18 protein-coding genes are annotated in these 20,144 nt (G+C 70.1%); 10 read left to right on the top strand and 8 right to left on the bottom strand.

What is annotated here, in order from left to right:
- The 7 genes from ACXJ3V_RS17760 to ACXJ3V_RS17730 all read right to left on the bottom strand — a co-directional run bounded on the left by ACXJ3V_RS17760 (window position 1) and on the right by ACXJ3V_RS17730 (window position 7,422).
- Window positions 1–921, bottom strand: coding sequence for a carbohydrate ABC transporter permease (locus tag ACXJ3V_RS17760; RefSeq protein ID WP_457101718.1), 921 nt, complete (start codon window positions 919–921; stop codon window positions 1–3).
- A 32-nt stretch (window positions 922–953) separates the two neighbouring features.
- The gene (locus ACXJ3V_RS17755; RefSeq protein ID WP_457101671.1) at window positions 954–1,949 is read right to left on the bottom strand and encodes a carbohydrate ABC transporter permease; all 996 of its coding nucleotides are present in this window, start codon (window positions 1,947–1,949) and stop codon (window positions 954–956) included.
- Window positions 1,950–2,024: 75 nt separating this feature from the next.
- Window positions 2,025–3,326: an ABC transporter substrate-binding protein gene (locus ACXJ3V_RS17750; protein WP_457101670.1), complete on the bottom strand. Its 1,302-nt coding sequence runs from the start codon at window positions 3,324–3,326 to the stop codon at window positions 2,025–2,027.
- 190 nt (window positions 3,327–3,516) lie between these two features.
- Window positions 3,517–4,608 (bottom strand): Gfo/Idh/MocA family protein, encoded by a 1,092-nt coding sequence (locus ACXJ3V_RS17745; RefSeq protein WP_457101669.1) that lies wholly within the window; start codon window positions 4,606–4,608, stop codon window positions 3,517–3,519.
- A 62-nt stretch (window positions 4,609–4,670) separates the two neighbouring features.
- Window positions 4,671–5,399: a cupin domain-containing protein gene (locus ACXJ3V_RS17740; protein ID WP_457101668.1), complete on the bottom strand. Its 729-nt coding sequence runs from the start codon at window positions 5,397–5,399 to the stop codon at window positions 4,671–4,673.
- On the bottom strand, window positions 5,396–6,310 hold the full coding sequence (locus ACXJ3V_RS17735; protein WP_457101667.1) for a DUF6807 domain-containing protein: 915 nt from the start codon (window positions 6,308–6,310) through the stop codon (window positions 5,396–5,398). Before ACXJ3V_RS17735 ends, ACXJ3V_RS17740 begins: the two co-directional genes overlap by 4 nt.
- Window positions 6,307–7,422, bottom strand: a complete 1,116-nt coding sequence (locus tag ACXJ3V_RS17730) for a Gfo/Idh/MocA family protein (protein ID WP_457101666.1) — start codon at window positions 7,420–7,422, stop codon at window positions 6,307–6,309. Before ACXJ3V_RS17730 ends, ACXJ3V_RS17735 begins: the two co-directional genes overlap by 4 nt.
- A 166-nt stretch (window positions 7,423–7,588) precedes the next feature.
- Between ACXJ3V_RS17730 and ACXJ3V_RS17725 the strand changes: the two genes are divergently transcribed.
- The 10 genes from ACXJ3V_RS17725 (at window position 7,589) to ACXJ3V_RS17680 (ending at window position 19,513) form a co-directional block, all read left to right on the top strand.
- Entirely contained in the window at window positions 7,589–8,590 is a 1,002-nt protein-coding gene (locus ACXJ3V_RS17725; protein ID WP_457101665.1) for a LacI family DNA-binding transcriptional regulator, read from the top strand.
- Between the two features lie 105 nt (window positions 8,591–8,695).
- Window positions 8,696–10,033 carry a Gfo/Idh/MocA family protein gene (locus ACXJ3V_RS17720; protein ID WP_457101664.1) on the top strand — a complete coding sequence of 446 codons (1,338 nt, stop codon included), beginning with the start codon at window positions 8,696–8,698 and terminating at the stop codon, window positions 10,031–10,033.
- On the top strand, window positions 10,030–10,983 hold the full coding sequence (locus tag ACXJ3V_RS17715; protein ID WP_457101663.1) for an NAD-dependent epimerase/dehydratase family protein: 954 nt from the start codon (window positions 10,030–10,032) through the stop codon (window positions 10,981–10,983). Before ACXJ3V_RS17720 ends, ACXJ3V_RS17715 begins: the two co-directional genes overlap by 4 nt.
- Complete coding sequence (locus ACXJ3V_RS17710) at window positions 10,950–11,849, top strand: 5-dehydro-4-deoxyglucarate dehydratase (protein WP_457101662.1); 900 nt, start codon at window positions 10,950–10,952, stop codon at window positions 11,847–11,849. Before ACXJ3V_RS17715 ends, ACXJ3V_RS17710 begins: the two co-directional genes overlap by 34 nt.
- Entirely contained in the window at window positions 11,846–12,925 is a 1,080-nt protein-coding gene (locus tag ACXJ3V_RS17705) for a mandelate racemase/muconate lactonizing enzyme family protein (protein WP_457101661.1), read from the top strand. The genes ACXJ3V_RS17710 and ACXJ3V_RS17705 overlap by 4 nt, the downstream gene beginning before the upstream one ends.
- Window positions 12,922–14,382 (top strand): aldehyde dehydrogenase (NADP(+)), encoded by a 1,461-nt coding sequence (locus tag ACXJ3V_RS17700; RefSeq protein ID WP_457101660.1) that lies wholly within the window; start codon window positions 12,922–12,924, stop codon window positions 14,380–14,382. The genes ACXJ3V_RS17705 and ACXJ3V_RS17700 overlap by 4 nt, the downstream gene beginning before the upstream one ends.
- Before the next feature lie 28 nt (window positions 14,383–14,410).
- Window positions 14,411–16,195, top strand: a complete 1,785-nt coding sequence (locus ACXJ3V_RS17695) for a glycoside hydrolase family 35 protein (RefSeq protein WP_457101659.1) — start codon at window positions 14,411–14,413, stop codon at window positions 16,193–16,195.
- The gene (locus tag ACXJ3V_RS17690) at window positions 16,195–17,172 is read left to right on the top strand and encodes a serine hydrolase domain-containing protein (protein ID WP_457101658.1); all 978 of its coding nucleotides are present in this window, start codon (window positions 16,195–16,197) and stop codon (window positions 17,170–17,172) included. The genes ACXJ3V_RS17695 and ACXJ3V_RS17690 overlap by 1 nt, the downstream gene beginning before the upstream one ends.
- A gap of 33 nt (window positions 17,173–17,205) precedes the next feature.
- Entirely contained in the window at window positions 17,206–18,252 is a 1,047-nt protein-coding gene (locus ACXJ3V_RS17685; RefSeq protein WP_457101657.1) for a M24 family metallopeptidase, read from the top strand.
- A 49-nt stretch (window positions 18,253–18,301) separates the two neighbouring features.
- Window positions 18,302–19,513: an alpha-L-fucosidase gene (locus ACXJ3V_RS17680; protein ID WP_457101656.1), complete on the top strand. Its 1,212-nt coding sequence runs from the start codon at window positions 18,302–18,304 to the stop codon at window positions 19,511–19,513.
- Window positions 19,514–19,523: 10 nt separating this feature from the next.
- Here ACXJ3V_RS17680 and ACXJ3V_RS17675 read toward each other — a convergent pair whose 3' ends face one another.
- Window positions 19,524–20,117: a TetR/AcrR family transcriptional regulator gene (locus tag ACXJ3V_RS17675; protein WP_457101655.1), complete on the bottom strand. Its 594-nt coding sequence runs from the start codon at window positions 20,115–20,117 to the stop codon at window positions 19,524–19,526.
- Between the last annotated feature and the right edge of the window lie 27 nt (window positions 20,118–20,144).

Raw genomic sequence — 20,144 nt, 5'->3', positions numbered from 1 at the left:
TCAGCCCTTGAGGCCTTGGGTGGCGACGCCGTCGACGAGGAAGCGTTGGAAGACGAGGAAGAAGCCGAGGATGGGGAGGAGTGCGATGAAGGAGGCCGCGGCCGTGGCGCCGTAGTCGCTGCTGGAGGTCTGGTCGACGTAGAGGCGCAGGGCGATGGGGAGCGGGTAGTTCTCCGGGCTGGTCAGGTAGAGCAGCGGCCCGAGGAAGTCGTTCCAGGCCCRGATGAACGCGAAGATCGAGCAGGTGATCAGGGCGGGTTTGATCAGCGGCAGGATGATCGACCAGAAGATCCGGATGTGACCGGCGCCGTCGATGCGGGCCGCTTCGTCCATGTCGCGCGGCATCTGCCGGATGAACTGGACCAGCAGGAACACGAAGAACGCCTCGGTGGCGAGGAATTTCGGCAGGATCAGCGGGATGAACGTGTCGACCAACCCGAGGGTGTTGAACAGGATGTACTGCGGGATGATCACCACGTGGAACGGCAGCAGCAGCGTGCCGATCATCGCGGCGAAGAAGATCCCGAGACCCTTGAACTGGATGCGGGCGAACGCGTACGCAGCCAGCGCGGACGAGAACACCGTGCCGATCACGGATCCGACCGCGATGATGAAGGAGTTCAGGAAGAACTTCCACATCGGCACGCCGGCGATGCCTTCGGAGACTTTGATGTAGTTGTCGATGGTCGGGTTGTTCGGCAGGAGTCCCATGTTCTGCCCGAACTCCGCGTTCGGCTTGAACGTGGCGAACAGCAGCCAGACCAGCGGGTAGAGCACGACCGCGGTGATCGCCAGCAGCACGACGAACCAGATCACGGTCTGCCAGGTGGAGCGCTTCACCTTGCGGCGGCGGGGGATCTCGGCGGTGGGGTTGGTGCCGGTGTCGGTGGGCTGGAGTCCGTCGAGCTGGTTTTCGACCATCGTGAACGACGGCTCGCCGAAGCTTGCAGTGGTCATCGGCTGTCTCCTGAGTAGTGGACCCATGATCTCTGGGTGCGGAAGAGGATGAACGCGATCACCGCGACGACGATCAGCAGCACCCAGGCGATCGCGGACGCGTAGCCCATCTGCCCGTCGGAGAAGCCTCGCTTGTAGAGGTAGAGGGTGATGAAGTTCGTCATCCCGGCGGGACCGCCGGAGCCGTTGCTGATGATGTACGCGGAGGTGAACACCTGGAATGCGGCGATCAGGCCGAGCAGCAGGTTGAAGAAGATCACCGGGGACAGCATCGGGACCGTGACCGCCCGGAATCGGTGCCAGGGACCGGCGCCGTCCATCTCGGCCGCCTCGTACAGTTCCCGGGGGATCTGCTTCAGCCCGGCGAGGAAGATCACCATGGTCGCACCGAACTGCCACACCGCGAGGAGGATCATCGCGGGGAGCACCAGGTCGGGATTGCCCATCCAGCCGCCCAGGTTGATCCCGAAGAACGACAGCGAGTTGTCCACCGGACCGTCCTCGGCGAACATCGCCCGCCACACGATCGCGACACTCACCGACCCGCCGATCAGCGACGGGGCGTAGAACGAGGACCGGAAGAACCCGGCACCCTTGTCCCGGAAGTTCAGCAGCATCGCCACCCCCAACGCGGCAGCCAGGGTGATCGGGGTGCCGACCAGCACGTAGATCAGCGTGATCTGCGCGGACTGCATGAACGACGGGTCATCGGTGAACATCCGAATGTAGTTGTTCAGCCCGATCCATTTCGGCGGGGAGAAGATGTTGTAGTTCGTGAAGGAGAGGTACAGCGAGTACGCCATCGGGATGATCGTGAGACCGAAGAACCCGATCAGCCACGGAATCAGGAACCCATATCCCGCCAGCGACTCCTTCACAAGCCGCGAACGCTGACCCGGACGATCCAGCTCTTCTCGCCGCCGCTTGCGCAGCAACGCTCGCCGTGACGGCTTCTGGCCGGTCACGATGACCCTCGTCGTTGTGGTGCTCACGTCGGCTCTCCTGGTTGGTCGTTCGATGGGTGGTGTTCCGGGGCCCGGACACGGCGGTCCGGGCCCCGGAAGGTCTTACTGGTTGAGGACGACGTCCATCTCGGAGAAGAACTGGGCGACCGCGTCGTCGACGGTGATGGTTCCGAAGCCGAGCTCGGTGCCGAGCTGGCGGAACTTCTCCTCGAGCGACCCGGCGCCGACGATCGGCACCGGCGGGGCGTCACCCAGGCGGTCGGCGATCGAGGCCTCGTAGTCCTTGATCTGCTGGCTCAGCGGGTCGAGGTCCGCAGCTGCGAGCGCCGTCTCGGAGGCCGGGAGGCCGCGGTTGGTGCCGAAGATCTCACCGGACGCGGGCGAGTTGATCAGGAAGTTCACCAGCGTCGCAGCCGCCTCGGGGTGCTCGGTCTTCGCCGAGATCGTGTGCAGCATCGACGGCTTCAGGTACAGGTCCTTCGCACCTTCCTTCGTCACCGGAGGGGCGACGAGGCCGAGCTCGGTGTAGTCCGCACCCAGATTCGCGAGGTAGYCCGCGCCGAAGTTGTCCCAGGTCAGCTCGGACGCCGTGAGCGCGGTGTCGAACCCGCTCTTGGGGTAGACCTCCTCGAGCCGCTGCTGCGGGATGACGATGCCGTCGCGCGCGTCGGCACCCGACTCCCAGAACTTGGTGAGGCGCGCCTCGTCGAAGCCGGGCTCGCCGTCTTCACTGAACAGGTATGAGCCCTCCGAGCGCAGCTGGAGCTCGAAGTTCTGGATCCGACCGGTGTAATCCGTGCCACCGTAGAACGCGCCACCGGAGGCGTCGGTGATCTCACCCATCCAGTCGCTGTAGTCCTCCCAGCTGCCGCCGGGGAACTCCTCGACGCCGGCGGTCTCGAGGAGCTTCGGGTTCGTGTAGAGCCCCCACGCGTTCGTGGAAGTGGGGATGCCGTAGGTCGTGTCGTTCACGACGCCGATGCCGAGGATGTTCTCGGACAGCGGATCGGTGTCGATGATGTTGCCGAGGTAAGGGTCGAGATCCAGCAGCAGGTTGTTCTGCGAGTACTGGCGGAGATACGAGTAGTCGAACTGCATCACGTCAGGAAGGTTGCCGCCGGCCGCCTCGGTCTGACGCTTCTCCCAGAACTCCGGGAAGCCCAGGAACGTGGCATTCACCGTGATGTTCGGGTATTCCTTGTTGAACTCTGCGATGACCTTGTTGTACAGGTCGGCGCGCACGTCGTTGCCCCAGAACGCGAGGTCGAGCGTGACCTTCTCGTCCGGGTCGAACGTCGGCGCGGTGTCAGGGGTCTCGGTGGTGCCGCTGGCGCAGCCGGCCAGAATCAGCGCCGCCCCCGTGGCGAGAGCGAGGGCCGTGCCGGCCCGCTTCTTGCTGAACATCTTCGTCCTCTCTTCGAACGTCTGCGTTCGTCGTGCTTCGCTGGACGTTCGTTGTCCGTGTACTGCGGTGTGGTAGGCGATCCCTGGTGCTTCGGGAAAGCGCTTGCCGATTACGGTACTACGCGTTGAAACGATTTACAAGATGTGGACGGAAATCGCTTTCCGTTCGTGATCCATCGTGAGCGGGGCGTTACGAAACGCCGCGCTGGTCGATCACCGGGCTCGCGAATCCGCTCCGATGGGTCGGGTGCGCGGCGAGGTCCGCGGGGGTGACGACCGCCCCATCGGCGGCGGCTGAGGCGTAGATCGCCGCGACCAGCTCGAAGGAGCGCGCCGGATCTGACGCAGTCGGCRGCAGCGGCCGGCCATCGAGCAGCGCGTCGAAGACATCGCGCAGCAGCGGGCCGTGGTCGCTGCGCTCCTCGAACTCCGGCAGTGCCCAGGCCGGCGCCTCCCCCTCGAACCCGGGCGCCGGGCTGATCGACCAGTTCTCGTGGCCGTGCCCGTACAGGTGCTCGACGATGATCGTGGCCTTCTGCGTGTCGATCCGGATCGAGCTGACCTCGCGCGGCGACACCGCGCTGGTGACGACCTGCGCCACGACGCCGTTGGCGAAGGTGACCGTCGCGGTCGAGGCATCCTCGGTCTGCGTCTCACGATCCAGGCGCCACAGGCGCCCCTGCACGCTGGCCCACTCCCCCAGCAGGAATGCCAGCAGATCGAGTTGATGGATGCCGTGCCCCAGCGTCGTGCCGCCGCCCTCGGTCTGCCACTGGCCGCGCCACGGGACGGAGAAGTAGGCCTCGTCGCGGTACCAGAGGGTCTGGCACACCGCGATCAGCGGGCGACCGAGCACGCCTTCCTGGAGCAGCCGGCGGAAATGCGCCGCGGCCGTGCCGGTGCGCTGTTGGAAGACGACGGCGAGCTGTTTTCCGGCCGCCTCCGCGGCGGCCCGCATCTCATCGAGTTCGTCGAGCGACGAGGCAGGGGGCTTCTCGACGATGACGTGGGCGCCCGCGGCGAAGGCCGTGATCGTCTGGCCGTGGTGCGCGCCCGGCGGCGTGCAGACGAGCACGACATCGGGGTGCTCGGCGGCGAGCAGCTCCTCGAGGCTGTCGTACACAGCCGGCACGTTCCAGCGCTCGGCGAAGTCGTCTGCGATCGACCGCTGCAGGTTGGTCACGGCAACGAGCTCGGCGTGCGGGTGTGCGGCGACCGCGTGCGCGTGGAGGTTGGCGACCGCCCCCGTTCCGACGAGCGCGCAGCGAAGTGTGGTCGTCATCCGGGCCTCCGACATCGATGGTCAAGCGTTGGCTCAACCCTAAGTCACCGACCGGGAAAGCGCTATCCCGAGGACTCGGTGTTCCCCCACTGCCAGGTCGAGAGGCGTCCGCACATGCCGAATCCCGGATCGCCGGCAGTGGGCGTCGCACGGACGACGGATGCCGCGCCCAGCGCACCGGGCAGACCACCCTCGAGCGCATCCAGCTGACGGCGGGTGCGCTCCACTTCGGCCGCGACGGTCGCCTCCCAGGTCGTACGCCAGCCCGCGACGCGCGGCTGGACGAGGCTGGCGGCGCGCGCGTGCAGGGCCTCCAGCGCACTCGGCCCGTCGGCGGCGAGGGCATCCCGCAGCTCGAGGTAGCCCTCCATTGCGAGATCGCGACGCGCCCTGGCGGCGGCCTCGCGCGCTGGACCGGCCGGCAGCGCTGCCGCTGCGGCATACGCCACGGGGTCATCGAGCACCCTCGCCGGGAACGTGAGCACCGCATCGCCCGCCTCGGGCAGACCGGAGTTCTGCATCACGACCAGCAGCCGCAGGCCCCCGTCGTTGACGAGCCGATGCACCGTGCCGGGCGAGAACCACACGACCTCCCCGGGCCAGAGCGGGTGCTCGGCGATGCCGTCCGAACTCAGCGTGTGCACGGCGCCGACTCCGCCGACGACGACGTATCCCTCACTCGAGGCCGTGTGCAGGTGCGGCGATCCGCCGCACCTGCCGTCGATGGCGTCCCAGTCGTACACGGCGAGCTCGCTGACGGCGACGCCGCCGGGGAACAGCGGGGTGGTCATCGGCCCGACCCCAGCACATCGCGCACGGATGCCGCGAGCGCCGCTGCCGCGTCGGCATCGGCATCCGCAATCCCCACGCCGTAGCGGAAGATCACMGTCTCACCGGCCGGCACCACGAGCTCTTCGCTGAAGAAGGGGGCGGGGTTGAGGCCCGCGAACTCCTCGGACCGCGCGAACCACTGCGGCGGGTGGTGGGGGTTGTCTGCGTCGTCGACCATCACGATGAGCGAGGTCGCGTCGACCTCGTCGTGCCGTCCGGCGAAGCCCATCCAGTCGTGGCGCTGCCCGCGCAGGTCGCTGCCCGAGCCCGTCCCGTCCGCCGTCACCAGCAAGCCATCGGTGAACGATCGAGGACCCCGCCAGAACAGTCCGCCGTACCCGGCGTTGTCGCGCCCCTTCGTGGTGGGCGATCCGATCGGGATGTCGGATGCCGAGACATTCGTCATCGCCGTCTCGAAGGTGAGCACCCAGCTGTCGGCCCCGAGCACACGCGCGCGGATCGTGCGGCGTTCGGTGAAGATCCGGGCGCCCGCCTCGGTGATCCACTCGAGGTCATGCGCGAAGCGCCCGGACCCATCGGCGTCGAGGCCGATCGAGTCGATGCGTACGTGCACCTGCGCGCCGTCGTTGGGGAGCTGTACATACCCCTTGTCGCGCAGATAGGTCGGCCCGCCCCAGAAGTTCTCGTCGCCCACCACCGGCAGCGACCAGGCGATCCCCTTGTGCCACACGTGATCGTGCGGGCGGAAGAGACTCACCAGGTGACCGGAGCGCGTGCGGATCGGATGCAGGTACGGCTTCGGCGACTCGAACTGCGGGGTGTCCGGCACGTAGGTGTACCGGAACAGCTCGACGTCGTCGTCGCGCACGGCGAAGGCGGTGCCGTCGTCATGGCTGATCGAAAGGGTCACAGCGCCTCCTTGAGGGGCGGCCAGGGGACGGCGCCGCCGTCCATGCTCGCCAGGAACGGGTCTGGGTCGACGATATCCCCGGCGCTCACCGGCAGGCCACGGAAGGCCGACGCGTAGGTGGCCGCCGCGAACTCGAGTGTGCGGCGCGCCTCCTCGGCCCCGACGGACGGCTCGGTACCCGCGGCGAGCGCATCGAGGATCGCCGAGAGCTGCCGGCGATGGCTGCTCACCTCGTCGGAGGCGTCCGCCGCCCACTCGGCGGCGAGGTGCTCATGGCCGACGACCGGCGTGATCGTCCAGTCGGCGTCGGTGTAGCCGTACACGTGCTCCACCTCGACGGTCGCGTACTCGAAGTCGAAGCGCAGCCGCGAGCTCTCGCGCGGCGAGACTATCGAGTTCACGACAGTGGCGAGAGCGCCGTTCTCGAACTCGACGACGGCCATCGACACGTCCTCGGTGTCGGTGGGCAGCACCTGCCGGGCGGCGAAGGCCGACAGCCGGCGCCAGGGCCCGAGGATCGAAAGGAGCAGATCGAATTGATGGATGCCGTGGCCCATCGTCGGACCGCCGCCCTCGACCTCCCACCTTCCACGCCAGGGCACATCGAAGTATTCGGCCGGGCGGTACCAGAGCGTCTCGCAGGTCGCGACAAGCGGCCGGCCGAGAACGCCCTCGCGCAGCAGACGGCCGAGCCGCTGCGCGCCCGGGCCGAAGCGGTGCTGGAAGACGGTGAGCGCCGGCACACCGGTCTCGCGCGCCACCGCCACGAGCCGGTCCATCTCGGCCAGGCTCAGCGCCGTGGGCTTCTCGACGAGCACCGGCACCCCCGCCAGCAGGGATTCGATGGCGAGCGGCACGTGCGTCTGCGGCGGGGTGCAGACGTGCACGAGATCGATGCGTTCCGCGGCGAGCAGCGCGCTGAGCGTCTCATGGACAGTCGCCGTGGGCGCGAAGCGATCAGCGAACGCGCGCGCCCGATCCGCGTCGACGTCCGCGACGGCGACGAGCTCGATGCGGGGCGCCAGGTCGGCGATCGCCTGCGCGTGGGCCTGTGCGATGGCCCCCGTTCCGATGATCGCCGCGCGGCGCGGCCGGGCTGCGGCATCCGTCATATGTGGCTCCTGTCGATGCGGGCGTCAGCGCCTGGCTGGGAAAGCGCTTTCTATCCCGCGCTTCCATGCTAGTCACCACACGGCGCGATTGACCAGGAACCCCGGCAACGAGGGCGAAAACGTTTTCTCGCTAAGATCGGGCGTGGCAGAGTCGGGAGGTGCGTCGATGGGACGTCTGCGTACGAAGTCCACGATCACCGATGTCGCGAAGCACGCCGGCGTATCGCTGTCGACGGTGTCGCGAGTCATGAACGGCAACGCGACAGTGGACCCCGTCATGGCCGAGCGCGTGCGCGCCTCCGCTCAGCAGCTGGGCTACACCGCGAACCCGCTCGCCCGCAGCCTCGTCCTCGGTCGCACCCAGACGGTCGCCGTCGTCGTTCCCGACCTCGGGAATCCGACCTTCCAGGCAATCCTCCGAGGCCTCAACCGGGCGGCGGCCGCGGACGGCTATCACGTACTGATCGCGGACTCCGTCGAGGACGTCGCCGACGAGGCCGTGCTCGCCGTCGAGACGCGTCGACGCACGGACGGACTCATCCTGTGCGCGCCGCGCATGCCGGAGGATCAGCTCGAGAACCTGCTCGCAGCGGTCTCTCCTGTCGTGCTCGTCAATCGGGCGCCGCACGAGGGGACCCCGGCCGTGACCGCCGACTATCGCTCGGCACTCCGGGAGATCATCGAGCATCTGCACGACCTCGGCCACCGGCGCTTCGCCTACCTGAGCGGGTCGACCAGGAGCGCCTCGAACGCGGCGCGGCTCGCGGCCCTCGAGGACGCCCGCGCCGCCCACGGCGACACGACCATCACCGAACTGACGGGTGGCGTCGACTTCGAAGCAGGAGCCCGCGCCCTCGACGCGGTGCTGGAGACCGAAGCGACCGCCGTCCTCGGATTCAACGACCTCGTCGCGATGGGACTGCTCAGCGCCGCCGGCGACCGCGGCCTCCGCGTGCCCGAAGACCTGTCCATCGCCGGTTTCGACGACATCCCGTTCGCCCGTTTCACGTCTCCGCCGCTCACGACGGCCGCCGTGCCGGCCGAAGAGCTGGGCGCGCGAGCGTGGGCCGCGATGCGCGAGCTGCTCGGCGGACGCGACCCGGAGGCCCTGCAGACGCTGACCCCCGAGATCGTGCTGCGCGGCAGTACCGGGGCACCGGCGTCCTGACCCGCGATCGCCTTGGACATGTCGATTGTGATACCGTGAGAAAACGTTTCCTGGGAAGCGTTTTCTCTCATTCCTCCCAGATTTCCTCGAACTGAAGGAGCCCTCGTGAGCAGGCGTCGTTATGCCGTCGTCGGAGCCGGCAGCCGTTCGCAGATGTACGTCGACGCGATCGCCGGCACGTACGCCGATCACGCGGAACTCGTGGCGATCTGCGAGCCGAACCCGGTGCGCGCAGCCCTCGCGGTGCAGCGCGCGGTCGACGCCGGGATCGCCGCCCCCTCGACCTGGCACCCCGACCAGCTCGAAGAGCTCATCCGCACCGAGAACATCGACCGGGTCGTCATCACGGCCCGCGACGACCAGCACGCGCCGCTCATCGTCCGGGTGCTCGAGGCCGGCGCCGACGTCGTCGTCGAGAAGCCGCTGACCATCGACGCCGAGAGCGCGGCCGCCATCGAAGACGCGGTCGAGCGCACCGGCGGCGACGTGCTCCTCACGTTCAACTACCGCTACTCCCCCCGCAACAGCACCCTCCGGCAGGTCATCCAGGACGGCCTCATCGGCGACGTCACCTCGATCGAGTTCCAGTGGATGCTGGACACCAAGCACGGCGCGGACTACTTCCGCCGCTGGCATCGCGAGAAGAAGAACTCCGGCGGGTTGCTCGTGCACAAGGCCAGCCACCACTTCGACCTCGTCAACTGGTGGATCCACTCCACCCCGCGCCGCGTCTACGCATCGGGCGGACTGCGCTTCTACGGCGCTGACAACGCCGCTGCGCGCGGGCTCGGAGAGCGTCCCGAGCGGGGCACCCGCGACGGAGCCCACGACGGCTTCGATCTCGACCTGCGCGACAACGCGAACCTCAAGGCCCTGTACCTCGACGCCGAAGGTCACGACGGCTACGTGCGCGACCGCGACGTGTTCGGCGAGGGCATCACGATCGAAGACAACCTCGCCCTCGTCGTCGACTACGCGAACGGCGCCACGCTGAGCTACTCGCTCAACGCGCACGCGCCGTGGGAGGGCTACCGCGTCGCCGTGAACGGCACGCTCGGTCGCGTAGAGCTCGACGTCGTCGAGCGCGGCGCGGTGCTCGAAAGCGAAGGCCTCACCCCCGTGCTCGACCCCAGCGCAGTGGAAGGGGGTGTGTCCTCCTCGCTGCGCCCCGAGGGCGAGCGCCTCCTCCTCCAGCGCCACTGGGAGGAGCCGATCGAGGTCCCGATCGTCAGCGGAGAAGGCGGGCACGGCGGCGGGGATGCGATCCTCCTGTCCGACGTCTTCATCGGCCCAGGCGAAGACCCCCTGGCGCGCCCCGCGAACTGGCGGGACGGCGTGCAGTCGATCGCGGTCGGCATCGCCGGCAACCGGTCGCTGGCCACCGGGCTTCCGGTGCAGGTCGCCGATCTCGGCATCCGTCTGCTCGCCCAGCCTGTCCGATGAGCCGCATCGTCGTCACGGGCGGCTCCGGCCGGCTCGGTCGCAGCCTCGTGACGGGGCTCGTCGAGCGGGGCCACGAGATCGTCTCGTTCGACCGCACCCCCTCCGACGACCTCGCCGCGGCGAACGTTTCGCAGGTCTCGCTGGATCTGACGGATGCCGCGGCCACCGCGCGCGCCCTGACCGCAGCGAAGGCCGACGCGGTGATCCACCTGGCCGCGATCGCGGTGCCGTTCAGCGCCCCGGAGGACGTCATCCTCCGGACGAACGCCGCGCTGGCGATGTCGGTGCTCGGCGGGGCGGTGGCGGCCGGCATCCCGAAGATCGTCGCCGCGTCGAGTCCGACGGTGCTCGGCTATGGCGCGCCGACGGGGTGGACGCCGGAGCGCCTCCCCCTCGACGAGGAGTCCCCCGCTCTGCCGTGGAACGCCTACGCCCTGTCGAAGCTGCTCGTCGAGCAGTCGCTCGCGATGCTGCAGCGCCAGACCGGCGACACCGTGCGCTGCGCGGCGTTCCGGCCCTGCTACGTCATCGCCCCGGAGGAATGGCAGGGCGCCCCGACCCAGCAGGGGCACACCGTGCGCGAGCGCCTCGACGACCCCGCGCTGTCGGCGCCGGCGCTGTTCAACTACGTCGACGCCCGCGATGTCGCGGCCTTCGCCGACACGCTGCTCGCGGCCCTCGGCGACATCCCCAGCGGCGAGACCTTCTTCGTCGGCGCAGACGATGCCCTCGCCCGCGCGCCGCTCGCGGAGCTCCTCCCCCGCTTCCACCCCGGCACCGCGGCCGCCGCGGCAGTATTGACGGGGACCACCCCGGCCTTCTCGAACGCCAAGGCCCGGCGCCTGCTGGGCTGGCGCCCGGAGCACACGTGGCGCTCCGAGCTCAACGAATCCGACACGCGAAAGGACCAGCCGACATGGACTTCGACGGCATCCTCTTCTTCCCGGTAACCCCCTTCGACACGGCCGGCCGCGTCGACGAGGATCTCCTGCGGACCCACATCGGGCGCACCCTCGACCACGCGCCGGGCGGCGTCTTCCCGGCCTGCGGCACCGGTGAATACCACGCGCTGTCGGCTGTCGAAGCGGCGAGCGTCGTCCGGGTGGCCGTCGACACCGTCGGCGGGAGCGTCCCCGTGGTCGCGGGCGCCGGCGGTCCGCTCGGGCACGCCGTCGAGGTCGCGCGGGCCGCGGCCGACGCCGGTGCCGACGGACTCCTCGTCCTTCCGCCCTACCTGGTGGGCGGCACGCAGGCGGGACTCGTGGCATATGTCGAGGCGATCGCCGCGGCATCCGACCTGCCCGTCGTGATCTACCACCGCGGCACGGCGCAGTACTCGATCGAGTCCGTGGTCCGCCTCGCGCAGAACCCGAAGGTCGTCGGCTTCAAGGACGGCGTCGGCGACATCGGCACCGCGCAGCTGATCGTGCGGGCCGTCGCCCAGACCGGCCGCACCGACTTCGCTTTCTTCAACGGCCTCCTGACGGCGGAGCTCACCCAGGGCGCCTACCGCGGCATCGGCATCCCGCTGTACTCCTCCGCCGCATTCGCGATGATCCCCGAGGTTGCGAACGCGTACTACCGGGCCTACATCGACGGCGACGAGGGGCGCCGCAACGCGCTGCTCGACGGCTTCTATGCCCCGCTCGTCGCGCTGCGCGACGAGACGCCCGGGTTCGGGGTCTCGCTCATCAAGGCGGGGCTGCGCCTCGGCGGGCTGCCCGTCGGCGGCGTGCGAGCGCCGCTCGTCGACCCGACGCCCGATCAGGAGGAGCGGCTCGCGGCGATCCTCGAGGCGGGGCGCGCGCTGCTGTGAGCACCATCTCGGCGTTCGGCGCGCGGCTGCTGCGGGTGCCGCTCACCCGGCCGTGGGCCAGCGATGTCACCTCGGTCGGCGTGATCGCGACGCACGTCGTGCGCTCCGACGGCGTCGAAGGGTGGGGCTTCTCGTGGACGCCGCAGATCGGTGCCGAGGCTGCGCTCGCGCTGCTGCAGCACGACATCGCCCCGGCGGCGCTCGGCMGCGACGCCGACCCCGAAGCCGTGTGGGATCCGCTGTGGCGGCACCTGCACGAGGCGGGCGGTGGCGGACTCACCACGATCGCGCTCGCCGGTCTTGATCTTGCGCTGTGGGATGCCGCGGCCCGCGCCCGCGACCTCTCGATCGTCGACCTGCTCGGCCGCGAACGCACCTCGGTGCGCGCGTACGGCAGCGGCGTCAACCTGCACTACCCACTCGACGATCTGCTCGCCCAGGTCGCCCGCTGGATCGATGCCGGGTTCGACGCGGTCAAGATCAAGGTGGGCAAGCCCGAACTCGCCGAAGACGTCGATCGCGTCGCCGCTGTGCGCGAGCTGCTCGGCCCCGACGGCAGCCTCATGATCGACGCCAACCAGCGGTGGGACCTCGACCGTGCGACGCGCTCGGTGGACGCCCTCTCCGCGTTCGGCCCCGCCTGGATCGAAGAGCCGCTGCGGGCGGACGACCTCACCGGCCACGCCGAGCTGGCGCGGCGCATCGACGTGCCGATCGCCGTCGGCGAGAACCTGCACACCGTGCACCGCTTCGCCGAGTACCTCGAGGCGGGTGCCGCCCAGATCGTGCAGCCCAACATCGTGCGTGTCGGCGGCATCACCCCATTCCGCCGGATCGCCGCGCTCGCCGCCCAGCACAATGTGCCGCTGCACCCGCACCTCCTCCCCGAGCTCTCCGGCCAGCTCGCCCTGACCCTCGCGGGGGGCGACCCGATGGCCGAGGATGTCGAGGATGCCGGCTTCGGCGCTCTCGGCGCCCTCACCGATCCGAGCCCCGTCACGATCGCCGACGGCCACCTGACCGAGGTGCCGCATCTCGGACTCGGCCTGCGCTTCACCCGAAAGGACCCCTCATGACCGCTTCGACAGGCTCAGCGACCACCCCGGACGAGCTCGAGGCCATCGTCGCCCGGGCCGCTGCCGCGGCCCCGGTGTGGGCACGCTCGAGCKCCGCCGACCGAGCCACCTGGCTGCGCGCCGCGGCCGATGCGCTCGATGCGGCCGCCGACGAGCTCGTACCGATCGCCGATCGCGAGACCCGTCTGGGCGAGACCAGGCTGCGCGGAGAGGTCGGCCGCACATCCGGACAGCTGCGCCTGTTCGCCACGGTGGTCGAGGAGGGTTCCTATCTCGAGCTCACCGTCGACGACGCGGACCCGGCCGCCACCCCGCCCCGCCCCGAGCTGCGCCGCCTGCTGGTCTCGGTCGGTCCCGTGGCCGTGTTCTCCGCATCCAACTTCCCGTTCGCGTTCTCGGTCGCGGGCGGCGACACCGCCTCGGCCCTCGCGGCCGGCAGCCCGGTGATCGTGAAGGCGCACTCCGGGCATCCGGAGCTCTCCCGCCGCACGGCGGCCATCGTGGCGGCCGCGCTCGAGGCAGCGGGCGCGCCCGCCGGCTCACTCGGACTCGTGGAGGGCCGAGAGGCCGGAAACGCCCTCGTGCAGCATCCGATCATCCGGGCCGCAGGCTTCACCGGGTCGCTGTCGGGAGGTCGCGCGCTCTTCGACCTCGCGACCGGACGCCCCGACCCGATCCCCTTCTACGGCGAGCTCGGCAGCGTGAACCCCGTCGTCATCACCCCCACGGCCGTCGCGTCCCGTGGCGAAGAGCTCGCGCAGGGTCTCACCGGCTCCTTCACCATGGGAGTCGGGCAGTTCTGCACCAAGCCCGGCGTCGTCTTCGTGCCGAGCAGCGCAGGGTTCGAGGCGCTCGTCGCCGCGCTCGTGCCCGGCACCACCGGCGGGGCGCTGCTCACCGACCGCATCACCGCGGCCTTCCCTTCGGGCATCGACGCGCTGGTGGACGACGCCTCCGTCGAGGTCGTCGCCCGAGGCGTCGCGGCGGGCGACGCCGCTCAGCCGATCGTGCTGGCGACGGATGCCGCGGCCGTCGCCGCGCGGCCCGAGACGCTGCTCGAAGAATGCTTCGGACCGGTCACCCTGCTCGTGCGGTACGGCTCCGAGGCGGAGCTGCACGCCGCGCTGCGCGCCGTCCCAGGGAGCCTCACCGCCACCCTGCACTCCGAGCCGGGAGACGACGTCGCCGAGACGCTCGCCCTGCTGCAGGCGCGTGCCGGGCGGGTGCTCTTCGCGGGCTGGCCAACCGGGGTGGCTGTGACGTGGTCGCAGCAGCACGGCGGCCCGTGGCCGGCGACCACCTCGCTGCACACCTCGGTCGGAGCGACCGCGATCCGGCGCTTCCTGCGGCCGGTCGCCTACCAGTCAGCTCCGCAGCACCTGCTGCCCGAGGTGCTGCGCGACGACGTGCTCGCCACGCTTCCGCACCGCCGCAACGGCGTGCTCCTCGTCCCTTGACCCACCGCCCCCGCCATCTGAGGACGACATGACCGACCCCACCTCCCGCTTCCATATCGGCGAGACCGACTTCCTCCTCGACGGGGCGCCGCACCGGATCATCTCGGGGGCGATGCACTACCCGCGAGTGCACCCCGAGCAGTGGCGCGACCGCATCCGCAAAGCCCGCCTGATGGGCCTGAACGCGATCGAGACGTACGTCGCGTGGAACGCGCACGAGCCGGTGCGCGGCCAGTGGTCAGAGACCGGTGCGGTCGACCTCGGCCGCTTCCTCGACCTGATCGCCGAGGAGGGGCTGCACGCGATCGTGCGCCCCGGCCCGTATGTCTGCGCGGAGTGGCACAACGGCGGGCTGCCCACCTGGCTCACCGCCGACCCGTCGATGAAGCTCCGCAGCTCCGACCCGCGCTACCTGGAAGCGGTCACCGGCTACCTCGAGCGCGTCAACGAGATCATCGTGCCGCGGCAGATCGATCAGGGCGGCTCGGTCATCCTCGTGCAGATCGAGAACGAGTACGGCGCGTACGGCTCCGACAAGGCCTATCTCGCCGAGCTCATCCGGCTCACCCGCGAAGCCGGCATCACCGTCCCGCTCACGCAGGTCGACCAGCCCATCCCGCACATGCTCGAGAACGGTGCCCACGAGGGTCTGCACAAGACGGGCTCGTTCGGCTCCCGCATCCCGGAGCGCCTGGCCACGCTGCGCGAGCACCAGCCCACCGGCCCGCTCATGTGCATGGAGTTCTGGTGCGGCTGGTTCGACCACTGGGGCGAGAAGCACCACACCACCGGCTTCGCCGACAGCGCCGCCGACCTCGACGCGCTGCTGCGTGCCGGGGCATCCGTCAACATCTACATGGTGCACGGCGGCACGAACTTCGGGCTCACTGCCGGCGCGAACGACTCCGGCCGCTACCTGCCGATGGTCACCTCGTACGACTACGACTCCCCGATCAGCGAGTCCGGCGACCTGACCGAGAAGTTCCGGGCCTTCCGCGAGGTCATCGCCAAGCACGCGCCCGTGCCCGATGAGCCTCTCCCCGAGCCCGTCGACGCCCCGGCGTTCGAGGTCGCGCTCGTCGGTGTCGACAGGCCGCTCGACCTCGCGGCGACCGACCGCGGCACGTTCGCCGCGCCGCCCACGATGGACGAACTCGGCCCCGACGTCGTGCTCGTCGAGTACACAGCGTCGCTCGACGGCACCGCCGCGGCGAGCCGGCCGACCGTGCTGGAACTCGACGAAGTGCGCGACTACGCGTGGGTGCAGGTCGACGACCGGCCCGCCGGCACCCTGCAGCGCACCCTCCGCGACAACGCGCTGACGATCCCCGCCGGCCGCAGCCTCCGTCTGCTCGTCGAGGAGACCGGCCGGGTCAACTACGACGAGAAGATCGGCGAACCCAAGGGGCTCATCGGCGCACCGCGCATCGACGGCGCGACGATCCCCGCGCCCTGGCGGGTGCGCACATTCGACGTCGCCGCCCTGGGCGCCGCGGTGACGGATGCCGCGACCTCCGCCGACGCGGTGGTCGCCGGTCGGGCGACCGGGCCGGTCGGTCTTCGTGCGTCGTTCGCCCTCGACGCGCCCGCCGATCTGTTCCTCGACACCCGCGGCTGGGGCAAGGGCTACGCGTGGGTCAACGGGTTCTTCCTCGGCCGGTACTGGCGCCGCGGCCCGCAGCGCACCCTGTTCGTGCCTGCACCGGTGACCAAGGAAGGCGAGAACACCGTCACGATCGTCGAACTCGAGGCGGTCACCGACGCCACGGCCCGCTTCCTCGCGCGGCCCGATCTGGGACACGAGGTCGAGTGATGGCCGAGCAGTTCTCCGCCGCCTTCGACTGGGCCCGGCGCCACGTCGATGAGGGTCGCATCCCCACCGCGGTGCTCGGCATCGCCACCGCCGCCGGCACCGTCGCCCTCGACGCGTTCGGCGCGACCGACGGGCGCACCGCGCGGGTCGACGACCACTACCGGCTGTTCTCGGTCACCAAGCCGCTGGTCGGGCTGACCGCCGCACGCGCCATCGAACGCGGGCTGCTCACTCCCGAGACGCCGCTCACCGACGCGCTGCCTTCGTTCGGCGCGAATCGCGACGACGTCGTGCGCCTGCGGCACCTCGTGAGTCACACCTCCGGCATCTCCGAGCCGCCCCTCGACACCCCGACCCCGCTGCGCGAGGAGCTGCTGGGCGCCGGGCGCGACTTCCCGGTGGACACGGCCTCGCGCTACTCCACCCTGGGGTTCGAGGGGATCGCCGCACTCATCGCACATGCGACGGGGCGGGAGTGGGATGCCGAGCTCTCGGCGTGGGCCGCGCCGCTCGGCGCCGGCGGACTCACGCTGGATGAGGCATCCGATCCGCCTCCGATCGTCCGCGCAGCGGAGGGTGGCGTCGACGTCGAGCAGTTCGCGCGTCAGCGCAACCCGGGCGCGGGCCTCATCGGGCGCGCGCAGGACCTCCTCGCGATCGGCTCCGCCCTCCTGCGGGGCGGCGAGGGCATCATCAGACCTGCGACCCTCGCGATGACTCTGCGACCGCTGACCGGCGACATTCCGCGCCTCGAGCCGTACCCGGCCGACCGCGGCCAGGACTGGGGCTTCACCTGGAATCTGCGCTCCCGCGCGCCCGGCCTCATCGATCGGGACGTCTATGGGCACGGCGGATGGTCGGGGGCGGAGTTCTGGATCCACCCGTCCGCGGGGGTCGCCTACGTGTTCCTGACCAACGCCGCGCCGACCGAGCTCGACCCCGATCGGCTCGACAACGCGATCATCGGCTCTCTCTGAGCCGTCCGAACCCGCACTGACGAAGGAGAGCGGATGCCTGGGTCCACGCACGATCGCCGGCTCAAGCGCGAGCGCCTCACGCGGCTGCTGAGCGAGACCGGCAACGACGCGGTGCTGCTCACCTCGCACGAGGCGGTGTCGTGGTACCTCGAGGGGATCCGCACCCACGTCTCGCTCGCCGGCCCGCCGGTGCTCGCGGTGCGCGCCGCGCTCGACGGCGATGAGCTTTACGTCTCCGCCAACGAGGCGGACCGGCTCATCGCCGAGGAGCTCCTCCCCGAAGACGCCGATCGAGTGGTGCGCGTGCCGTGGTTCGAGCCGGTTGCGGCAGCCGCGGCCCGACCTGCCTCTGCCGAGATCGACCTGGCAGCCGGGCTCCGCGCCGCCCGCGCGAGCCTGCTGCCCGCCGAGACCGAGCGCTACCGTGCCCTCTGCCGCGAGGTCGCCGAAGTGCTGACGGATGCCGCGCGCGGTGCGCGCGCAGACTCGACCGAGGTCGAGGTCAGTGCGACCCTCGCTGGCCTGCTGCGCGCGCGGGGCATCGATCCCCTCGTGATCCTCGTCGCCGGCGAGGCCCGCCTCCCCCACCGCCACCCGCTCCCGACGGCCACACCACTCGGAGCCCGCGCGATGCTCGTCGTGTGCGGACGGCGCCACGGACTCATCGCCAACGCCACCCGGTGGATCGAGGATGAGGGGATGCGGCATCCCGATGAAGAGCGCATCCTCCAGGTCGAGTCGGGCTATCTCGCAGCGACGCGGCCCGGCACGCGACTGGACGAGGCGTTCACCGCCGGAACCGCGGCCTATGCCGCCGCCGGCTTCGACGCCGACGAGTGGCGCCGGCACCACCAGGGCGGACCGACCGGCTATGCCGGTCGCGATCCGCGGGCGACACCCGAGACCCGCGATCTGGTGCAGGAGAACCATGCCTTCGCGTGGAACCCCTCGGCGCCCGGGGTGAAGGTCGAAGACACGGTGCTGGTATCGAGCGCCGGGGTCGAGGTGCTCACGCACGATCCGCGCTGGCCGACCCTTGTGGTCGACGGGCTGGCACGGCCGCTCCCGCTGATGCGCTGAACCGGCGGCACCTGGCGCCGAATCCCACAAGCACTGAGGAGGAGAAGCAATGACGCACACTCACGACAGCTCGCTGCCCGCGTGGGCGCAGGAGGCGAGCTTCGGGATCTTCATCCACTGGGGTGCGTACTCCGTCCCGGCGTGGGCAGAGCCCACCGGCGCACTGGGCCTCGTCCCTCCCGAGGAGTGGTTCGCTCACAATCCGTATGCCGAGTGGTACGCGAACACCATCCGCATCGAGGGATCGCCGGCGGCCGCGCACCACCTCTCCGAGTACGGAGGGGCCCCGTACGAGGAGTTCCTCGATGCGTGGACTGCGGACCGGTACGACCCGGTGGAATGGGCGAGGCTCTTCCGCTCCGTGGGGGCAGATTACGTGATCCCCGTGACCAAGCATCACGACGGCATCGCACTGTGGGACGCGCCGGGTTCCGGCGATCTGACGACCGTCGCGCGAGGACCACGGCGAGACCTCATCGGCCCCCTCGCCGAGGCGGTTCGCGCCGAAGGCCTCAGATTCGGCGTCTACTACTCCGGCGGTCTCGACTGGGCCTTCGCCGACTTCCCCCCGGTGGAGGCCGAGGAGCAGCTGAATGAGTACCGGCCGGTGGATGCCGACTACGCGGAATACGCCACTGCCCACGTGCGAGATCTCATCGACCGCTACCGGCCCTCGGTGATCTGGAACGACATCAACTGGCCCGATGCCGGCAAGGCTGACGGTTCGCTCGTGGAGCTCCTGCGCTGCTACCGCGAGATCGTGCCCGAGGGCATCGTGAACGACCGATGGGGGATGGATGTCGGGGACTATCGCACCAGTGAGTACTCGGCGGGCACCGACAATGAGGCCGGCATCGGCTGGGAGAACAACCGGGGCCTGGGCTTCTCCTTCGGGTACAACCAGCTCGAAGATGCCGAACTGACGCTGACCGCCCGCGACCTGGCGAAGCTCTACGCCGACATCGTCTCGCGTGGCGGACGCCTGCTGCTCAACGTCGGGCCCGAGGCATCCGGCGAGATCCCCGCACTCCAGCGCCGCACCCTCGAAGACTTCGCGCCGTGGATGTCGCGGCTCAAGCCGCTCACTCACAACCGGCGACCCGCGACAGCGGAAGAACTCGCCACCCTTCCCGCGAGTGACGCGTGGGTGCGGAGCTGGGTCAGCGACGGCCGACTCGTCGTCGTGACCGACCGACCCGACGCGCTGGCGGCGGCCTTCACCGAGAACGCAGCTGTGCGTGTGGTCGGTCTCCCGGACTGACCACCATCACTCAGCCGACGCGGGAGCGAATCGGGTCGAGCACGGCCTCGGCGGCCCACGCGGCGGCATCCGCGATGTCGCTGCGGGTCATGCCGAACTCGCGACGGAACGTGACCCACGTCGCCGCCGAATCGAGGTGAGCAAGAGCCGAGACGATCGCCGTTCGCTCAGCGTCGCCCAGCGAAGGGACCTCCACGTCGATCATCTCCTCGAGCAGCTCCCGCCGCGGGCTGGGGGCAGCGCCGCTGATCCCTCGCATCGTGGTCTCGGCGACGACGTGCGCCAGTTCCGGCCGTTGGTCGTAGGACTCCATCGCTGCGCGGATCGTGATGGGCATGTCGAAGATGCTCGCCGAGTCCCGGCGCGGGAAGATCCTGCGCTCGATCCAGGCGGCTGTGGCGAGCAGCAGATCGACGCGTGTCGCAAAGTTGCGGAAGATCGTCCGCTCACCGACTCCCGCGCGCCGGGCGATCAGCCGAAAAGGCACGTCGTCCGTGCCGAGTTCCTCGATCAATTCGGCGTAGGCGGCGAGGATCGCCTCCTGGGTGCGATTGACATCGCCCGCCGAGCGGGCATCGGGGCCGGAACCCGCCGCCACTGTCACGCGGCCCTCACGCGGATGCCTGTTGCG

The sequence above is a fragment of the Microbacterium sp. P5_E9 genome, from assembly GCF_054049175.1.
This window is presented reverse-complemented; position numbering and strand designations above follow the sequence as displayed.

Coding starts and splice junctions, on each gene's coding strand:
- ACXJ3V_RS17695 (WP_457101659.1), top strand. CDS start 14,411: ATGACCGACCCCACCTCCCGCTTCCATATCGGCGAGACCGACTTCCTC.
- ACXJ3V_RS17725 (WP_457101665.1), top strand. CDS start 7,589: ATGGGACGTCTGCGTACGAAGTCCACGATCACCGATGTCGCGAAGCAC.
- ACXJ3V_RS17715 (WP_457101663.1), top strand. CDS start 10,030: ATGAGCCGCATCGTCGTCACGGGCGGCTCCGGCCGGCTCGGTCGCAGC.
- ACXJ3V_RS17710 (WP_457101662.1), top strand. CDS start 10,950: ATGGACTTCGACGGCATCCTCTTCTTCCCGGTAACCCCCTTCGACACG.
- ACXJ3V_RS17740 (WP_457101668.1), bottom strand. CDS start 5,399: ATGACCACCCCGCTGTTCCCCGGCGGCGTCGCCGTCAGCGAGCTCGCC.
- ACXJ3V_RS17730 (WP_457101666.1), bottom strand. CDS start 7,422: ATGACGGATGCCGCAGCCCGGCCGCGCCGCGCGGCGATCATCGGAACG.
- ACXJ3V_RS17685 (WP_457101657.1), top strand. CDS start 17,206: ATGCCTGGGTCCACGCACGATCGCCGGCTCAAGCGCGAGCGCCTCACG.
- ACXJ3V_RS17680 (WP_457101656.1), top strand. CDS start 18,302: ATGACGCACACTCACGACAGCTCGCTGCCCGCGTGGGCGCAGGAGGCG.
- ACXJ3V_RS17690 (WP_457101658.1), top strand. CDS start 16,195: ATGGCCGAGCAGTTCTCCGCCGCCTTCGACTGGGCCCGGCGCCACGTC.